Annotated in this window: 13 protein-coding genes and 1 pseudogene; 2 read left to right on the forward strand and 12 right to left on the reverse strand. The window is 62.9% G+C overall.

Annotated features, from left to right (window positions below; translation table 11 throughout):
* Positions 1-186: 186 nt before the first annotated feature.
* The 7 genes and pseudogenes from NKH50_RS07615 to NKH50_RS07645 form a co-directional block, all read right to left on the reverse strand.
* Positions 187-606 carry an Ohr family peroxiredoxin gene (locus NKH50_RS07615; RefSeq protein ID WP_352877709.1) on the reverse strand — a complete coding sequence of 140 codons (420 nt, stop codon included), beginning with the start codon at positions 604-606 and terminating at the stop codon, positions 187-189.
* 56 nt (positions 607-662) lie between these two features.
* A complete protein-coding gene (locus NKH50_RS07620) occupies positions 663-1,682 on the reverse strand; it encodes an alpha/beta fold hydrolase (RefSeq protein ID WP_352878100.1) in 1,020 nt (339 codons plus the stop codon).
* 43 nt (positions 1,683-1,725) lie between these two features.
* A complete protein-coding gene (locus tag NKH50_RS07625; protein ID WP_352877711.1) occupies positions 1,726-2,844 on the reverse strand; it encodes a redoxin family protein in 1,119 nt (372 codons plus the stop codon).
* 72 nt (positions 2,845-2,916) lie between these two features.
* Complete coding sequence (locus tag NKH50_RS07630) at positions 2,917-3,591, reverse strand: VOC family protein (RefSeq protein WP_352878103.1); 675 nt, start codon at positions 3,589-3,591, stop codon at positions 2,917-2,919.
* A gap of 33 nt (positions 3,592-3,624) precedes the next feature.
* Positions 3,625-4,896, reverse strand: a pseudogene (locus NKH50_RS07635) (epoxide hydrolase family protein); the annotation flags it as partial.
* Entirely contained in the window at positions 4,893-5,321 is a 429-nt protein-coding gene (locus NKH50_RS07640) for a DUF6130 family protein (protein ID WP_352647557.1), read from the reverse strand. The pseudogene NKH50_RS07635 and the gene NKH50_RS07640, both read right to left, overlap by 4 nt.
* Before the next feature lie 87 nt (positions 5,322-5,408).
* A complete protein-coding gene (locus tag NKH50_RS07645; protein ID WP_352877714.1) occupies positions 5,409-6,770 on the reverse strand; it encodes an epoxide hydrolase family protein in 1,362 nt (453 codons plus the stop codon).
* A 224-nt stretch (positions 6,771-6,994) separates the two neighbouring features.
* Between NKH50_RS07645 and NKH50_RS07650 the strand changes: the two genes are divergently transcribed.
* Complete coding sequence (locus tag NKH50_RS07650) at positions 6,995-9,847, forward strand: ATP-binding protein (protein WP_352877717.1); 2,853 nt, start codon at positions 6,995-6,997, stop codon at positions 9,845-9,847.
* A gap of 403 nt (positions 9,848-10,250) precedes the next feature.
* Here the strand turns inward: NKH50_RS07650 and NKH50_RS07655 are convergent, their stop codons facing one another.
* The 3 genes from NKH50_RS07655 to NKH50_RS07665 all read right to left on the reverse strand — a co-directional run bounded on the left by NKH50_RS07655 (position 10,251) and on the right by NKH50_RS07665 (position 13,947).
* A complete protein-coding gene (locus NKH50_RS07655; protein ID WP_352702963.1) occupies positions 10,251-11,267 on the reverse strand; it encodes an aminopeptidase in 1,017 nt (338 codons plus the stop codon).
* Between the two features lie 368 nt (positions 11,268-11,635).
* Entirely contained in the window at positions 11,636-12,055 is a 420-nt protein-coding gene (locus NKH50_RS07660; protein ID WP_352702823.1) for a DOPA 4,5-dioxygenase family protein, read from the reverse strand.
* Between the two features lie 149 nt (positions 12,056-12,204).
* A complete protein-coding gene (locus NKH50_RS07665; protein ID WP_502906844.1) occupies positions 12,205-13,947 on the reverse strand; it encodes a chloride channel protein in 1,743 nt (580 codons plus the stop codon).
* Between the two features lie 333 nt (positions 13,948-14,280).
* Here NKH50_RS07665 and NKH50_RS07670 point away from each other — a divergent pair, with 333 nt between their 5' ends.
* The gene (locus NKH50_RS07670) at positions 14,281-14,565 is read left to right on the forward strand and encodes an SCP2 sterol-binding domain-containing protein (protein ID WP_352478267.1); all 285 of its coding nucleotides are present in this window, start codon (positions 14,281-14,283) and stop codon (positions 14,563-14,565) included.
* Between the two features lie 60 nt (positions 14,566-14,625).
* Here NKH50_RS07670 and NKH50_RS07675 read toward each other — a convergent pair whose 3' ends face one another.
* Positions 14,626-15,189 (reverse strand): GNAT family N-acetyltransferase, encoded by a 564-nt coding sequence (locus NKH50_RS07675; protein ID WP_352702960.1) that lies wholly within the window; start codon positions 15,187-15,189, stop codon positions 14,626-14,628.
* A 265-nt stretch (positions 15,190-15,454) separates the two neighbouring features.
* Entirely contained in the window at positions 15,455-16,588 is a 1,134-nt protein-coding gene (gene odc2 / locus NKH50_RS07680) for an ornithine/lysine decarboxylase (RefSeq protein WP_352506312.1), read from the reverse strand.
* Between the last annotated feature and the right edge of the window lie 168 nt (positions 16,589-16,756).

A 16,756-nucleotide genomic window follows, 5' to 3' on the forward strand; every position in this document is an offset into this window, starting at 1 on the left:
GTCGGCATTGCCTAGCATCAAGGTCTCGAACGTCGTTGATGGGGCCGACAACGGACCGGCAGCTTCGAGCCCGCGGATATCGAAAGCGGACATTCACGTCGATGTGGGCATGATCATGATCTGACCCGGAACAGACTGGGAGCGAGGTGCCAAAAGCTTCAACGCCGAAGAGCGATGTAGGTCAAATCAGACGATCCTCATTATGACATCGATATTGCCCCGTGTCGCTTTGGAGTAGGGACAAATCTCGTGCGCTTCATCCACCAGAATTTGTACCACATCGCGCTCCAGACTCGGCACGGCAATATCCAGTTGGATGCTAAGAAAGTGGCCGTTTTCTCCGTAGTTCAGATTCACCTCGGCCTCGATGCTCATCCCTGCAGGCAGCGCGATTTTTCGTTCGTGGGCCGCAGATGCGATTGCGCTTGCGAAGCTGGCCGACCAGCCGGCCGCGAGCAACTGCTCCGGATTGGTGCCGATGCGCGCCGATCCAGGCGTCGATAGCCAGATGTCCAGAAGGCCGTCGGAACTGCGCGAGGCGCCATTTTCGCGGCTGCCCGTGGTTGCGGTCCTGGCCGTATAGACAACCCTTGCGATGTGGCTCATTGGCATTCTTTTGCTGGTAGCGGTAACCGCCGCTTGGGCGGTTGCCGCGAACTCCATCAGGCGTCGGCTTCGACAACTGCATCGGCAAAGGCCTGCGGCGCTTCCTGGGGCAGGTTGTGCCCGATGCCGCCGGTGACGACCCGATGCGCGTATCTGGCCGGGAACATCGTGGCGTACACGCTGGCGTCCGGATGCGGCGCGCCATTGGCGTCACCTTCGAGGGTGATCGTCGGCACGCCGATGACCGGTGCCTGCGCGAGTCGCTCCTCGAACGCGTCGTATTGCTGCTCGCCGTCGGCGAGTCCGAGCCGCCAGCGATAATTGTGGATCACAATGGCCACGTGATCGGGATTGTCGAAGGCTGCGGCGCTGCGCTCGAATGTGGCATCGTCGAAATTCCACTGCGGCGACGCGAGTTGCCAGATCAGCCTGGCGAAATCCCTTGTGTATTTCTCGTAGCCGGCGCGGCCGCGATCGGTGGCGAAGTAATATTGATACCACCATTGCAGCTCGGCCTTGGGTGGCAGCGGCAGCTTGCCGGCTTGCTGGTTGCCGATGAGGTAGCCGCTCACCGAGACCATCGCCTTGCAGCGTTCAGGCCATAGTGCAGCAATGATGTTCGCGGTGCGGGCGCCCCAGTCGCAGCCGCCAATCGTCGCCTTTTCGATGGCCAGTGCGTCCATCAGGGCGACAATGTCCGCGGCAATCGCAGACTGCTGACCGTTGCGCATCGTCTCGTTCGACAGGAAGCGCGTAGTGCCGTAGCCGCGCAGGTAGGGCACAATCACGCGGTACCCCTTTGCGGCAAGCAGGGGAGCGACATCGGCATAGGTGTGGATGTCATACGGCCAGCCATGTAGCAGGATGACGGGCGGGCCGTCGGTCGGTCCAAGTTCCGCATAGCCGACGCTCAGCACGCCGGCCTCGATCCGCTTCAAGGGCCCAAAGGACGCCGCAGGCTCGCCAGTCGTCTGTTGCGCTTGTGCCGGGCCGATCAGGCCGAACTGAGTGGCGGCGACAGCCATCGCGGCGGCGCCAAAGAACCGACGGCGATCTTGGTCGATCTCATCCGGAATATTGAGCGAATGCATTTGGGAACCTCTATCCTTGCGCGGGCGATCAGCCGAACGTGAATGCAAAGACCTCCACGCCTGAGTCGAGAAACTCGATCTCGAACTGCCGATCGATGATGGGTTTCGATTGTCGGATCAGTTGGTACAGGCGCTGCTCTGTCACTGCGCCTTCGCCCTTTTCATTGACGTCGATGCCGTGAGCCGTGCCTGGCGGCTGTCCGTCGATCAGCACGCGAAATCTCACAGACGTTCCCGGCGCTGCCGGACCCATGACCAGATGAAGGTCGCGCGCGTGAAAACGGTACGCGATGCGGCCATCGGACTTGTTCAGTACGGCGGTTTCTTTCCTTACCGTCCAACTGCCAGACAGCCCCCACTCATTCAGGCGTAGTCGCGCCGGCACGTCGTAGATGTGCGGCGCGTCCAAGACCGCTTCATCGGCGGAGGCAAAATTCTGGGTGCGTTCGTAGCCGAGATAATTTTCCAGAGACTTGAGGGTCTCCCAATCGGCCGCGGCTTCGATGCCGCGGGCATCCACCAACACAGGCTCACGGTCGAATCCGCCGGCGCCAGCCTCAGTCAGCAATTCCTGGATGACCATTTCCGACTGTTGGTATGAGCCCTCGCCAAAGTGGTGATACCGGACGCGTCCTCGCGAATCGACGAAATAGAGTGCCGGCCAGTACTGGTTGCTGAAAGCCCGCCATATGAGATGGTCATTGTCGACGGCGATCGGGTAATCGATCCCCAGGTCTTTCACCGCCCGGTGCACGTTGTTCAGGTCTTTTTCGAACGCGAACTCCGGCGCGTGGATTCCGATCACCACCAAACCATGCTTCCGGTATTTCTCGTCCCAGGTCTGAACGTAGGGAAGCGTGCGCAGCCAGTTGATGCAGGTGTAGGTCCAGAAATCGATGAGGACGACCTTGCCATGCAAAGCCGACGGCGTCAGCGGCGGCGAATTTATCCACTCGTTCGCCACGCCAAGCGAAGCAAGCTCGGATTGACCCTCAAACTGGAGGGAGAAAAGTCCGTGAAGAAACGGAACCCTCATCGGTGCGGAGGCTATCGGCTGAGCCACATTCGTGTCTCCCAGAAAACTGGCAATCGGAGCCCCGATTGCCAGTGCGAGCGCCACGGCGACGAGCAGCTTGGTTGCTTTCATCGACGACGCCTTTTCAGTTTCGATCGATATCGCCGCGCAGACGATTCGGCGGCGCGCTGCGCGCTGAATCCTTCAAAGCGGAAGCTCTTTGCCGGCCTGCTCAGCCACCATGTATTCCGCGTACCAGTCCGGCCAGTTCTCATCGCGCTGGCCGCCGTTGCGCTTCTCGTGCTCGCCGTGGGCCTCCGACGCGCGTCGCAGCGCGGCAGCAAGATCCGCTCCGGAAGCGTAGGTCGTGACATTGGAGTCGATCCGGCCGGGAAAGCGGGTGGTGATTTCCTGCAGCAGCCATTCGTTGCCGTCCGGGTCCTTGAACGTCGCGAACGAGGAGTAGCTGCGCCGCTCGGGATCGCGCCCCTTGACCGCCGGCCTGCCGGGACCTGTGCGGTGAAACGCCTCGCTGACCTCGGCGCCGTGGCCAATGAGCTCGACGCGCGCCGCCTCGATGTCCGACACGACAAGATAAAGTCCGCTTGCCGAGCCGGGCGCCGCCGTCGTGATCCCCGTGCCGAAGTGGATCGAGGCAGGCGAGCCCGGAGGTGTGAACTGCACACCCCGGAACGTATCGCCGACGACGAAATCGCCGTCGAGCCGCCAGCCCAGGCCGCTATAAAAGCTCTTGGCGCGATCGACGTCCGAGACGGGGATGACCACGACCTCGAGCTTCATGTCGAGCGCCTGCTTTTTGAGGGTCCCGGTCGCAGTTTCGCGCTTTTCGTCATGGGGCGTTTTCATGGTTTGAGACATTTGTCGTTCCTTTCGAGTGAGGTGGTTGTTGGTTTGCCGCAGCGGCCTGAACGCGGCGCGCAACTCGGCAGAAAAGAGCTCCGGCTGCTCCCACGCGGCGAAGTGGCCGCCTTTGTCGACCTCATGGAAGTAGATCAGGTTGGGGTAGGCGCGCCGGGCCCAGGTCTCGGGGGCCCGATAGCCTTCGCCCGGAAAGACCGTGATGGCCACCGGCAGCGAGACTTCGCTGGTCTTTTCAGCGCCGGCAAAAACGGGACTGCGCCCGCCGCCGTACTCCCAGTAAATTCGCCCGGACGAGGTGGCGGTGTTCGTCAGCCAGTACAGCGTGATATCGTCCAGCACTTCGTCAGGCGACTTTTCAGGGTCGCTTTTGTCGTAGGTCCAGCCCGAAAAGCCCGGATGTCCGAGCATCCAAGCGGCGAGCCCTGCGGGGGAGTCATTGATGGCGTAACCGATCGTCTGGGGCCGGGTGCCCATCATCGTGGCGTAGGATCTGTTCCCCATCTTGGCGGCCATGCTGAGCGCATCGAACGCCGCGCGCTCCTTGTCCGTGAGCCCCGACGGCGCCGGTCCGCCGGCGGCGAGCACCGCGGCAATCTCTGGCGGTACGACAGCCGGCAGGTTGACATGAATGCCGAGCAGGCCTGCCGGGGCCAGACGTCCCATTGCATTCGAAACGGGAGAGCCCCAGTCGCCGCCCTGGGCGACGTAATCTGTGTAGCCAAGGCGCTTCATCAGCTCTGCCCAGGCTCGTGCAATGCGGTCTGTACCCCAGCCAGTATCTGTGGGTTTGCCGGAGAAGCCGAAACCCGGCAACGACGGCAGTACGAGGTCGAACGCGTCTTCCGGGCTACCGCCATGCGCCGTGGGATCGGTGAGCGGGCCGACGGTCTTGAGCAGTTCGAGCACCGAGCCGGGCCAGCCATGCGTCATGATCAGCGGCAGGGCATTGGGATGTTTCGAGCGAACGTAAATGAAGTGGATTTCCACGCCGTCGATCGTGGTCATGAACTGGGGCAGGGAATTCAGCTTCGCTTCCGCTGTCCGCCAGTCGTAGGCCGTGCCCCAATACTCGACGAGCGGCCTGATCTTCGCGAGCTGTATGCCCTGCGACTGGTCATCGACCGTCTCCCGGTCGGGCCACCGTGTCTGCGCAATGCGACTGCGAAGATCATCGAGCGGCGCTTGCGGCACATAGACTTTGAAGGGCCGGATCGAGCGATCCTCAACCGGGTTGGCGGAGGCGGGCGCGGAAAGGACGCAAAGCCCGAATGCCAGCACGGCCGCCAGTTGGTCGAGCCTCATGGCTGCACCGTCTTGTCCGGAGTGTGGAACGTCACCGTTTGTTTGGTGAAGACTTTGCCTTCTGGATCCACCACCTCGATCAGCACCATGTGCTGGCCGCTTGGCATTCCCACCAAGATGATGGTGTTGCTCTGACCGTAGTCCGCCCACGCCCAAGGCAGGTCGTCGACGGTGACGTGCAGATGCCCGACCCGCGGAGACACGTTGCGCGCGGCCGCCCCGCCCACAGGCAGGATGCGCAAGTTCTCCACCCGGTACGGGATGAACACGACGCCGCCGGCCAGCGGACCCGGAAGCGGCGGCTCCACGATCAGCTTGGGTGCGGGCTCGTTGTCGATGGGAACGACTGTACTCTGGGCAAACGCGCCCGTGGCGAGCACGGTGCAAGCCGCGAGTGCGGCGAGCGTCTTGATGAGAGGGTTCATTGCAGTCGCTCCCTTCGGAGGTTCGCTACGCAGCTATCGCTGGGCGGAAGATGACGCGCGTCCGGCGCGCCATCCCCCGCCAACACGTCATGTCTGCAACGTCTTGAATGTTGCGCGCACCTCATCGGTGAAACTCTTCGGCTGCTCCCAGGCGGCGAAATGGCAGCCCTTGTCCGTGCGGCCATAGTGCAGAAGCTTCGGGAACGCGCGTTCGGTCCAACTCTTCGGTGCGGTGTAGATTTCGCTGGGGTTCGCAGTCGCACCGACGGGAATTGTGATGCCCTTGGCGTCGAAGAAGCCAGCCTTCGCCGTTTGCGTATGTTCCCAATAGAGACGCGCCGACGAGATCGCCGTGTTCGTCAGCCAGTAGAACGTGATGTTGTCGAGGATGTCGTCGCGGGTAAGGCCCTCCGGCTCTCCATCGAAGGAACGGGCGATCAGCGCATAACTGTCCGCATCGTGATCGAGGATCCACGCCGCCAGGCCGGCCGGTGAATCGACGATCCCGTAGAGAGTTTGCGGACGAAGAGCCATCTCGTTGGCGTAGCCCAGGCCGTTTTTGTAGAAGAACGCTACCTGCTCGTAGGCACGCTTCTCGTCGGGGCCAAGATCAGCGGGGGGCGGACCGCCGGAGGCTAGCGCCTTCACGATCTCCGGCGGAATGGTCCCCGGCATATTCGTGTGGATGGCGACCAGCTCGGGAGGTGCGATCAGGGCCATCTGTTCCGTGATGAGTGCTCCCCAATCGCCGCCCTGCGCGACGTAGCGGTCGTAGCCGAGGCGTTTCATCAGCACGATCCACGCCCGCGCGATGCGCCCCGGATCCCAACCGGTTTCGGTGGGCTTGCCGGAAAAGCCGTAGCCCGGCATCGACGGGATCACCACGTCGAACGCGTCGGCCGCGGTACCGCCGTGCGCAGTGGGATTGGTGAACGGATCGATGATCTTCAGGAGTTCGATGACCGAACCGGGCCAGCCATGCGTGATGATGACAGGCAGTGCGCCCCGATGTTTGGATTTCACGTGGATGAAGTGGATGTCGAGGCCGTCGATCTCGGTGACGAAATTCGGCAGCGCCTTCAACCGCGCCTCGCATTTGCTCCAATCATATTCCGTTCCCCAATACTGCATGAGCTTCTGCATCGTGGCGAGTTGCACGCCCTGCGTTGGCCCTACCGTCGCAGGGGTCGACCAGATCCGCCGGGAGGCCTCGTCGGATACGAGCTCGCGCTCGGGCCAGCGCGTAGCGACGATGCGCCGGCGAAGCTCGGTGAGCTCCTCCTGCGGGAAGCTAACGGTGAAGGGGCGGATGCCATCGCTGGTTGATGCGGCGGCCTTTTGTGACGGGAGCAGGCTCGCGGCGCCTGCGGCGGCGATGCCGACCGCGGCAGTGCCCAAGAGTCGCCGGCGATCCTGGTCGATTGTTTCGGAGGTTCTGGTCGTGTCCATGGGACTCTCCTGGGGTTGATGGATGCGATCTGCACTGCTTGACGTACCCCCGGGAGATGGGATTAGCCCGTTATGCGTCGTGAGCTCTTGTTAGTCGCTGCCCGCCAGCCGCTTTTTTGAGCAGATAGGAGGGGCCAGACAGTGGAGACTCCCTATGGTGCGGGAGCGTTCCTTGACTTAAACTGAGGCGCTGGGTGCAGGCGGCTCCCAAAAGAAGAGACGCCATGACGATAACGGCAAGTCAGGCCAAAGACAGATTGTCGTTTGGCCCTTTCTGCTTGGCTGCGGGTGAAAGGCTCCTGACAAGAGAGGGCGCTCCCGTAGAGCTGGGCTCGCGCGCCCTTGAAATTCTCATCGTCCTGACTTCCGCGCCGAATGAAGTCGTCAGCAAGAAGGATCTGATGTCGCGGGTCTGGCCCGATGTGGTTGTCGAGGAAGGCAGCCTGCGGTTCCATATGACCGGGCTGCGCAAGGCGCTGGGCGATGGAAAGGATGGCGCGCGTTACATCGCGACGCTTCCGGGGCGCGGCTATTGCTTCGTTGCACCGGTCTCGCGATCAAGCACACACGACGAAGCCCCATTGATCGCCGCTGGGTTTCCGCATGCGAATCTTCCAAACCGCTTGGGCAGAATGGTCGGGCGGGATGAGGACGTTCTCAAGCTTTCGGCGCAGCTGAATGCTTCGCGGTTCGTCACCATCGTTGGCGCCGGCGGTGTCGGTAAAACCACCGTCGCGATCGCAGTCGGGCATCATCTGATCGACGCATTTTATGGGGCAGTTCTGTTCGTCGATCTGGGAATGATCGGTGATCCCGGTCTGGTGACGACAGCCGTCGCCTCGATGCTTGGGCTGTCCGTTCAAACAGAAGATGCCACGCCAAACCTAATCGCTTACTTGCGCAACAAGCGGATTCTCTTGATCCTCGATACCTGTGAGCATCTCTTGGATGCGGTGGCGCCTTTGGCAGCAAGCATCGTCGATGCGACGTCACAGGTCCACATTCTGGCAACGAGCCGCGAGGTGCTTCGGGTTGAGGGCGAGCATATCTATCGATTGGATGCGCTTGCCTATCCGCCCGACGAACCTGGACTAACGGCGGCCATTGTCCAGACCTTCCCGGCCACCCAACTGTTCCTCGAACGAGCGGTGGCAGGCGGCGCTCGTTTGGACGTCAGCGATGCGGAAGCCCTGCTCATCGCAAGCATCTGTCGAAAGCTTGACGGCGTGGCGCTCTCCATCGAACTGGCGGCCAGGCGCGTCGAATCCTATGGGCTGCAACAGACCGCCGCGCTTCTTGATCAACGCCTGACACTGCTGTGGCTCGGTTCGCGGACCGCGCCGCCGCGTCAGCAAACCCTGCAGGCGACACTAGACTGGAGCTTGGGCCTCCTGACCGACCTTGAGCGCGTGGTGCTTCGCAGGCTCGCTGTATTCGTCGGTCATTTCACGCTCGATGCCGCACTGGAGGTGGTGACGAGCGCGACCCTCGACCGATCGACCGTCCTTGGCGCCATGGACAGTCTTGTCGCCAAATCGATCGTGGCGACGCGTCCGGTCGGAGCAATGATGCGCTACAGGCTCCTCGATACGACGCGCGCCTACGTTCTCGACATCCCGATCGATGACGCCGAGGCTGCCGATCTGGCAGTGCGCCACGCCGCCTACTATCGGAGATGGCTGGAGCAGACCGGGATCGAGTGGCCAAGCCTGGCGACCGGTGAGGAGCGGGCGCCTCACTTCGCCGCCATCAATAATGTCCGGGCTGCCTTGGAATGGTGCTTCGGCGACAGCGGAAACGCCGACATCGGCGTCGGACTCGCCACCGCTGTCGCGCCGGTTTTCCTGGCAATGTCCTTGTTGCCGGAGTGTCATCGCTGGTCTGAAAGAGCAATATTCGCTTTCGACGATGCCGCCCGCGGCGGACTTGACGAGATGCATCTTCAGGCAGCCCTCGGCGTGTCCTTCATGTTCATGCGGGGAGGACGCGACAGGGCGCGCGTAGCTCTGGAGAGGAGCCTGGCGATCGCCGAGGAGCGCGGCGATCCGCTGGACCGGGTGCGTCTGCTGGGTCCGCTCAACATGTTCCATCTGCGGACGGGCAATTTCGCAACCGCCCTTGAGTTTGCAAGGCGTTGTTCGGCCACAGCCGCGACCTTGGACGACTCGGTCGCCAGCGCGCTGGCACACTCGATCCTGGGCATCTCGCTCCACCTGCGAGGCGACCTTGCGCAGGCCCGCGCAGAGCTGGAGGCGGCGCTCGACCGTGGGCCGCGCTCCCAGCGGACCACGACGATCTATCTGGGCTTCGAAGGCAAAATCCTGGCCAGGGCCATCCTGGCGAGGAACCTTTGGCTACAAGGCCATCCGGATCAAGCCATGGCACACGCCCGACAGGCCGTCGAAGAGGCTGCCGCCATGGATCATTCTCTAACGTTGGCGATCGCGTTGATCTGGGCGATATCGGTCTTCCTTTGGACCGGCGACCTGAATAGCGCCGAGGCGTACATAGATATGCTCATCGCCCGCGCGGAATCCCATTCCATGACTCCTTACCTGCTGGTCGGTCGGGGTTTCAAAAGCGAAGTCGCGATCCGTCACGGCGATGCAAAAAGCGGCGTCGAGGGCCTGCAGACATCTCTTCAGAAGCTCCACGCGGCGCCTTATGAATTGCTCACGACGCCGCTCAATCTCTCGCTAGTTAGGGGACTGTCCGCGATTGGTCAGGTTGATGAAGCCATTGCGTTGATCGACGAGTCGCTTGGTCAAGTCGAAAAGAACGGCGATCAATTGTACCTCCCGGAGTTGCTGCGGATGAAGGGAAGCCTCCTTCTCCAGTCGGAGCGCAACCGTGATGAAGCTGCCGCCTACCTCATGCAGGCACTGGAGTTGAGCCGAAGTCAGCGCGCACGGGCATGGGAGTTGCGAACCGCAATCGACATGGCAACGCTGATGGCCGGGCGAAGGGAGGCGGATAGCGCTCGCGAGCTCTTGCAACCAGTCGTGGAGCATTTCGTTGAGGGCCAGGAGACTGCGGATGTTATGGCTGCCGAGCACCTTCTGGCTACGCTGAGGTAGCAATCGTCAACGAAACTTCTTTCACTGATGATGACCTCTGCTTTGGGAGTAAAGTTGCTTGGCCTGTGAATTTCGTGATGGCCGCTTTTGGCGAAGGAACGGCGCTGTCGTAGTGACTGGTATTGGGCGCAAAGCGGCCGGTCATGCCAGCCTGAACTGCACTGCAGGCACACGCGATTTCCGACGCCGAACCTCACATACCGAAGGGCTACCCAGCCCCCCTACGCCCCAGCGTCGGCTCCGTATTCACCTCCAGCGCCTCTTCCGCCTCATCGTCCTCGCCGAGACCCTCGCCGTTCACCCCGGCGGCCGGCCCGATCCAGATCGGGTCGACCAGACGGTCGCGCTTGGGGTTGGTGGTGTTGAGGTGGATGAGAATGTTTCGGCCCGCTGCTTGTTCAAGTCACTCACAGCTATTCACCGCCTTCAGTGCTTCGGCACGGGACGGTTTGTCCGCGATGCGTCGAACAGACGCGTAGAACCTTGGATAGTCCCCGCCACACAGGTCGAACAAGTGGAGAAATGCCGGAACCTGTTCGCCGTAGACGGACGTCGCGGCGAGCTTTGCGTTGTTGATCGGCGTATCGAACCAGCGGTCGTATCCCCGGTATCCGGCCCAGCGCCTGTCGCGCATGTGCCGGTAGCGCGTCCGCAGCGTGTCGATCGCCGTTGCCTTGGCGGCCGCCATCTGCTGCGGCGTACGGGGACTTCCATAGATCTGGGCCAGCTCGTCGCGCGTTTTCGCCACCAGTTTGAGAAAATCGGCGTTGCGCTTGCGAGCGACTTCGTAGCGGCGCAATCCGGCCCGATCGCCGGCGGCGCGGAGCCATTTCCTTGTGCCGGTGGTTTCGACGGCAACCGCGAAAGCCTCGTTGAACGCGGAATCGCCCTCCACATAGAGGCGCTGATGGGCCAGTTCATGAAAGACAAGGCTTGCAAGATAGGTGTCATCCTGACGAAGCATGGTGCTGAGCAGCGGGTCGCTGGACCAGCCCAGCGTGGAATAGGCGGTGATGCCTGTGACGTAGACGTCCAGTCCCTGTCTCTGAAGCGCGACAGCGCTGTCCGTCGCGGATTTCCGGGAGAAGTAACCCCGGTAGGGAACGCAGCCGAAAACCGGAAAGCACCATGTTTTCGGCGCGAGCGAGAATTGCGGCGCTGCAAAAACGGCCCAGGTCACAGCGTCCCGGTGGATGTCGACGTAGCTGCGGTAGCTGCTGTTGTCAGGCAGGGCCAGTTCATCTGTCGCGAATTGTCTTATGGCGCTCGCCGACGTCAGCTTGCTGCGCAATGCCTCAGGTGTCGAAGGATCGCGGATCAGTCTTCCAACATTCTTGCGCGCCGCCATGATCCGAACATGACCCTCCAGCGACTGCGCGTAGTAGGAAATGCTTGTGCAGCCGGCCACCCCGAACGCCATGGTCAGCGCGGCCAGTATTCGAAGAACGCGCCTCACAATTTGCCCACCGCTTGCTTGTCTCCCCATGCAGCTCCCGTTCTCAAACAGAGCACCGATCTTCGTCAAGCAGACACCGGCCCAAAGTTACCGCACTCTTCGCCCGCCCCGACAACCGCATATGAGATTCTTGCGAGGAGGACCCCACCCTAACCCTCCCCACAAGGGGGAGGGAACGCTGCCGCGCACCTTTACGTCCTCCTTGGCATTGAAAGGGCATGCAATTTGCCGAGGTCAGCGCCAACAGAAGTTTCCCTCCCCCTTGTGGGGAGGGGTTAGGGGTGGGGGTACTCGTAGAGCGAAGACCTTGGTTGCCCTATGCGATTGCCCTGCTACACCCCCACCGTCGGCTGCGTATTCACCTCCAGCGCCTCCTCCGCCTCATCCTCCTCGCCAAGCACCTCGCCCTTCACCCCCAACGGCCGCCCTATCCAGATCGGGTCGACCAGATGGTCGCGCTTGGGGTTGGTGGTGTTGGGGTGGATGAGGATGCTCAAGCCGCCATGGTTCAGCATCAGCCATGGAACCAGCGTAGCGAAAATCCCGGTGGCGAAGGAGACCTGGTACATGGCCTGCTGATGCGGGCCGACCGGCTCGTCGCGCCAGTTGCCCAGGCGCACGCGGAAACGCTCGCCGATGCGCAGGCGCAGCCATTCGGCATGCTGCCGCTCGGCCTGCCCGTCATAGTAGATGTGCGCGTGATAGCTGACAATTTCCGAAAGCGGCCTTGGACTGACGGCGTCTTCGTTCACCTTGATGCTCTCCTTCGATGATAACCGGCAGACCCGAAGCATGGAAGGTCGACCTTGTCGAGGCTGCGTTGATGCCGCCTCTTACAGGGGGATAACCGGGACATCCGTCTCACTACCATCGATGACCAAGACTTGGCCTGTCACGTTCGCTACCCCTCGCCCGACAGATCGCGCCGCGCCTTGTCGAGTTCCTCGGCATAGCGCCGCATCAGATGGCCTTCGGTCAGCAGCCCGACCACCTTGCGGTCGGTGAAATCCTCGACCACCGCCAATTCCTCGGCGCCGGCGCGCTGAAAAGTCTCGGCGGCCGATTGCACGTTCATGCTCGGCACCAGCACCGCGTCCTTGAACTTGACGAAGGACAGCACCGGCATCTCGTCGTCCGACAAATGGCTGTGCAATTCGGCGACGATCAGCACACCGACATAATGCAGGTCGGCGTCGACCGCGATGACGCGCTGCGAGGCACCGAGCGGCACCTGCTTGCGGAATTCCGCAAGCGTCGTCGAGGCGTCGATGGTGCGGACATCCTTTCGCATCATCGAGCCGACAGTCAGGCTGCGCATCCAGCCGACATCATGCGCGCTGCGGATGGTTTCGCCGCGCAGATGAAAACGCCATGTCGAGAAGGAATAGCCGAAAGTTTCGCGCACCAGGATCGCCGCCATGAGCGAGGACGCCAGCACCACGCCGGTCAGCGTCAGGTCACGGGTCGATTCCAGCGCCAGGAAGGTCATCGTCAACGGGCCGCCGACGACGCCTACGGCGAGCGAGGTCATGCCGACGACGGCGGCGACGGCCGGGTCGATGCCGGTCGCCGGCGAGACGAATGCCATAGCGCCGGCAAACATCTTGCCGAGCAGCGCGCCGAGGAACAGCGAGGCAAAGAACAGGCCGCCGCGGAAGCCGGAGCCGAGCGAGATCGCCGACGCCGCCAGCTTCAGCACGAAGACGCTGGCCACCACGGCCAGCCCGTAATTCATCGCGAATTCGCGGTGCAGCGCGCCATGGCCGCTGGACAGGACCTGTGGCGTGACCAGCCCCAGCAGCCCGACCATCACGCCGCCGATGGCTGGGCGCAGCGAGGCGTCGATCGACAGCCGCGCAAAGACGCGCTCGATCATGCTCACCAGATGCATGATGGCGATGGAAGCGCCGCCGCCCAGAAGCCCGAGCAGCATGAACGGCAAATACTGGCTGACGGTGAGCGCCGGCAGACCGGCGAGTTCCAGCGGAAATGGCACGCCGCCGAACACCTCGGCGGTCAGCGAGGCTGAGATCGCGGCGGCCATTACCGGTGCGACATTGGCGACCGAGTAGATGCCGATGACCAGCTCGAACCCGTAGAAGGCGCCGGTCAGCGGCGCGTCGAAAGCGGCGGCGATCGCGCCGGCGGCACCGCAGCCGACCAGGATGCGAACATCGTTGCGGCGCAGCCTGAACAAGCGCGCCAGCCGCGACGCCAGGCCCGAACCCACCTGCGTATAGCCGGCCTCGAGCCCGACCGAAGCGCCGAAGCCGCTCGAGATCATCGTCTGCCCGGCGATGATGAAAGTGTCGGTCAGCGACATGCGGCCGCCGTAAAGTGCATTGGCTTCGATCGGATCGACCGGCGTGCGGAACTTCCGCTTTCTCAGCCAGATCACCGTCAGCCCGAGCAGGATGCCGCCGATCGCCGGTATCAGCGCCTGCTCCGGCCTTTGCAGCGAAAACATCGCCGAAAGCCGACCGCCGGGCTGAACGCCGAACATGAGCCCATGCAGGACCTGCACCAGTCCGCTCATGCCGGTGACCAGCGCACCCGCCATCATCCCGACCAGGGCCGCCAGAATGACCACGGCAATGCCACGTGCCTCGAGCAGCGGGATAGATCTGATCAGCACCGCGCGCAACCGGCGGGCATAGACTTGCGGTTCGTTTCTGGGCGGTTCGTTTCTGGAAAGCACCGGGCGGCTCGCCGATATCCAAGGGGGAGTGGTGCCTGATACGCCCGGCGGCATCGCATGACAACATGAGCGCCCCCAAGGTGTCATGCCCGCGTGATGCTGCGGCGATAAACCCCATCTTCATCTCGGGGAGCCGCGTTGACGTAAACGTCAACCCGAAGCTATATGCGCCGGCGACCGTGATCGCGAAATGCGCAAGACGGCGACTTCGGCCAGATCGAAGTGTCCCGGATCGAAGTGCCAATGTGCGACAAACGCAACGAGACGAGGAGAACCGCCATGGGCGTTCAGGAGATTGCCGACAAGATCAGCGCGCGCGTGGCGAGCGCCGGGTTCGACCGTTCCGTGAAATTCGACACCGGCAGCGACGGCGTCATCGTCATCGACGGCGCCGATGTCTCGACCACCGATGCGCCGGCCGATTGCACGATAAAGCTGTCGCTCGACGATTTGGACTCGCTGATCTCAGGCGATCTCAACCCGACCATGGCTTTCATGTCCGGTAAGATAAAGGTCGAAGGCGACATGAGCGTCGCCATGGCGCTCAGCCAGCTGATCGGCTGATCCACTCCGGTCCGGAATGAAAACAAGCCGCCGTGCAATGGGCGGCTTGTTTCTGATCCGTCACGCAGCGAGCGGCAGCCGCTGTGCCTTCAGCTTGCGCCCGGCCGCCTTCAGCGTGCCTTGCGCGCCGTCGAGCGCGCCTTCCACCAGTTCCAGCGCCAGCAAGCGGTGCCGTTCGTAAGGTCCAGGCATGGCCAGCGAGCCGGTCTTTTCGGCCGAGAACCCGAAGCGCTCGTAGTAGGGCGCGTCGCCGACCAACAGGATCGCCGCATGGCCAAGGCGCGCGGCCTCAGCGACCGCGTGGTGCATCAGCGCCGAGCCAATGCCGGCATTTTTCAGCGCCGGGTCGACCGCAAGCGGGCCGAGCAGCAACGCTGCCTTGCCGCCTTCGCCCAGCACCACGTCCCACAGCCGTACCGTGCCGGCAACAGTGCCCGACGCGTCGCGCGCGACAAAGGCCAGGCCCTCCGACGGCCGGCGGCCGCGCCGCAGCTTTTCCGACGACTTCTTCCGGCGCTTCGGCCCCATGGCGCGATCGAGCAAAGCCTCGCGCGATGCAATATCTGCCGCAGTTTCGGCGACGATCGCAAAAGCGCCGGTTATCTCCCCCCTTGAGGGGGAGATGTCGCCGCAAGCGACAGAGGGGGTCGGCACGTCCTGACGCGACACCCTATCGTGGACGAAGAACGTCGGCGCTTCACGCGCGGCGACCCCCTCTGGCCACTTCGTGGCCATCTCCCGCTCAAGGGGGGAGATTCCCGCGGCGCCTTCAACAATGAAATCTACAATGTCCATTTCCGCGATCCTTCACGAGCGGAGATCTGTTCCACAGGCGAACCCGGGGCGGGCGACAGGCGCCCACCTCGGGGTGATCTGAGGGCCGAAGCCTTCAGATCACGTAGGATCGGAGAGGCTCGAAGCCGTTGAAGGCGACCGAGGCGTAGGTCGTCGTGTAGGCGCCGGTGCCCTCGATCAGCACCTCGTCGCCGATGGTCAGCGACAAGGGCAGCGGATACGGCGTCTTTTCATACATCACGTCGGCCGAATCGCAGGTCGGGCCGGCGAGCACGCAAGGCGCGGTCTCGCTGCCGTCATGCGCGGTGACGATCGGATAGCGGATCGCCTCGTCCATCGTCTCGGCGAGACCGCCGAACTTGCCGATGTCGAGGAACACCCAGCGCACATTGTCGTTGTCGGCCTTCTTCGAGATCAGCACTACCTCCGATTTGATCACTCCGGCATTGCCGACCATGCCGCGGCCCGGCTCGATGATCGTCTCGGGGATGGCGTTGCCGAAATGCTTCCTGAGCGCCGAGAAGATCGCCTGGCCATAGGCCTGCGCCACCGGCACATCCCTGAGATAGCGGGTCGGGAAGCCGCCGCCCATATTGACCATCTTCAGCACGATGCCTTCGTCGGCCAGCGTCGCGAACACCTTCTTGGCATCGGCCAGCGCGCGATCCCAGGCAGTCAGGTCGGTCTGCTGCGAGCCGACATGGAACGACACGCCATGGGCGTCGAGGCCGAGCGCCTTGGCATGGCGCAGCACGTCGACCGCCATCGCCGGCACACAGCCGAACTTGCGCGACAGCGGCCATTCGGCGCCCTCGCCGTCGGTCAGGACGCGGCAGAACACACGGGCGCCGGGAGCAGCACGTGCGATCTTCTCGACTTCCTCGACGCAGTCCACCGCAAACAGCCGGATGCCGAGCTGGTAGGCGCGCTGGATATCGCGCTCCTTCTTGATGGTGTTGCCGAAGGAGATGCGGTCCGCCGGCGCACCGGCGTCCATCGCCATCTCGACTTCGGCAACGGAAGCGGTGTCGAAGGACGAGCCCATCGCAGCAAGCAGGCGCAGGATTTCCGGCGCCGGATTTGCTTTCACCGCATAGTAGATTTTGGAATCGGGAAGCGCCTTCTCGAAGGCGCGGAAATTGTCGCGCACGACATCGAGGTCGACGACGAGGCACGGGCCGTTCGGACGTCGGGTGGCGAGAAAGTCAAGGATGCGCTGGGTAGCCATCGGGTCTCTCCATCAGCGCCTTTCGGCGCGCACAAAGGCTTGCGGACGCGGGCCCTCGGCCTCGCGAACACGCGGTGGACAAAGGCGGGACGTCAAATCCATGGAACCAGCCGGTGGAGACCCCGGAACCATGAAGCGCCGTCTCGCGGCGGTGAACCTTGGCCTTGC

This window comes from Mesorhizobium sp. M1027 (genome assembly GCF_040318745.1).
Lineage (GTDB): Bacteria > Pseudomonadota > Alphaproteobacteria > Rhizobiales > Rhizobiaceae > Mesorhizobium.

Excerpts from the sequence above, each read along its gene's own strand:
- NKH50_RS07615 (WP_352877709.1), bottom strand. The coding sequence starts at position 606 with ATGAGCCACATCGCAAGGGTTGTCTATACGGCCAGGACCGCAACCACG.
- NKH50_RS07625 (WP_352877711.1), bottom strand. The coding sequence starts at position 2,844 with ATGAAAGCAACCAAGCTGCTCGTCGCCGTGGCGCTCGCACTGGCAATC.
- NKH50_RS07630 (WP_352878103.1), bottom strand. The coding sequence starts at position 3,591 with ATGTCTCAAACCATGAAAACGCCCCATGACGAAAAGCGCGAAACTGCG.
- NKH50_RS07640 (WP_352647557.1), bottom strand. The coding sequence starts at position 5,321 with ATGAACCCTCTCATCAAGACGCTCGCCGCACTCGCGGCTTGCACCGTG.
- NKH50_RS07645 (WP_352877714.1), bottom strand. The coding sequence starts at position 6,770 with ATGGACACGACCAGAACCTCCGAAACAATCGACCAGGATCGCCGGCGA.
- NKH50_RS07650 (WP_352877717.1), top strand. The coding sequence starts at position 6,995 with ATGACGATAACGGCAAGTCAGGCCAAAGACAGATTGTCGTTTGGCCCT.
- NKH50_RS07655 (WP_352702963.1), bottom strand. The coding sequence starts at position 11,267 with ATGGCGTTCGGGGTGGCCGGCTGCACAAGCATTTCCTACTACGCGCAG.
- NKH50_RS07670 (WP_352478267.1), top strand. The coding sequence starts at position 14,281 with ATGGGCGTTCAGGAGATTGCCGACAAGATCAGCGCGCGCGTGGCGAGC.
- odc2 (WP_352506312.1), bottom strand. The coding sequence starts at position 16,588 with ATGGCTACCCAGCGCATCCTTGACTTTCTCGCCACCCGACGTCCGAAC.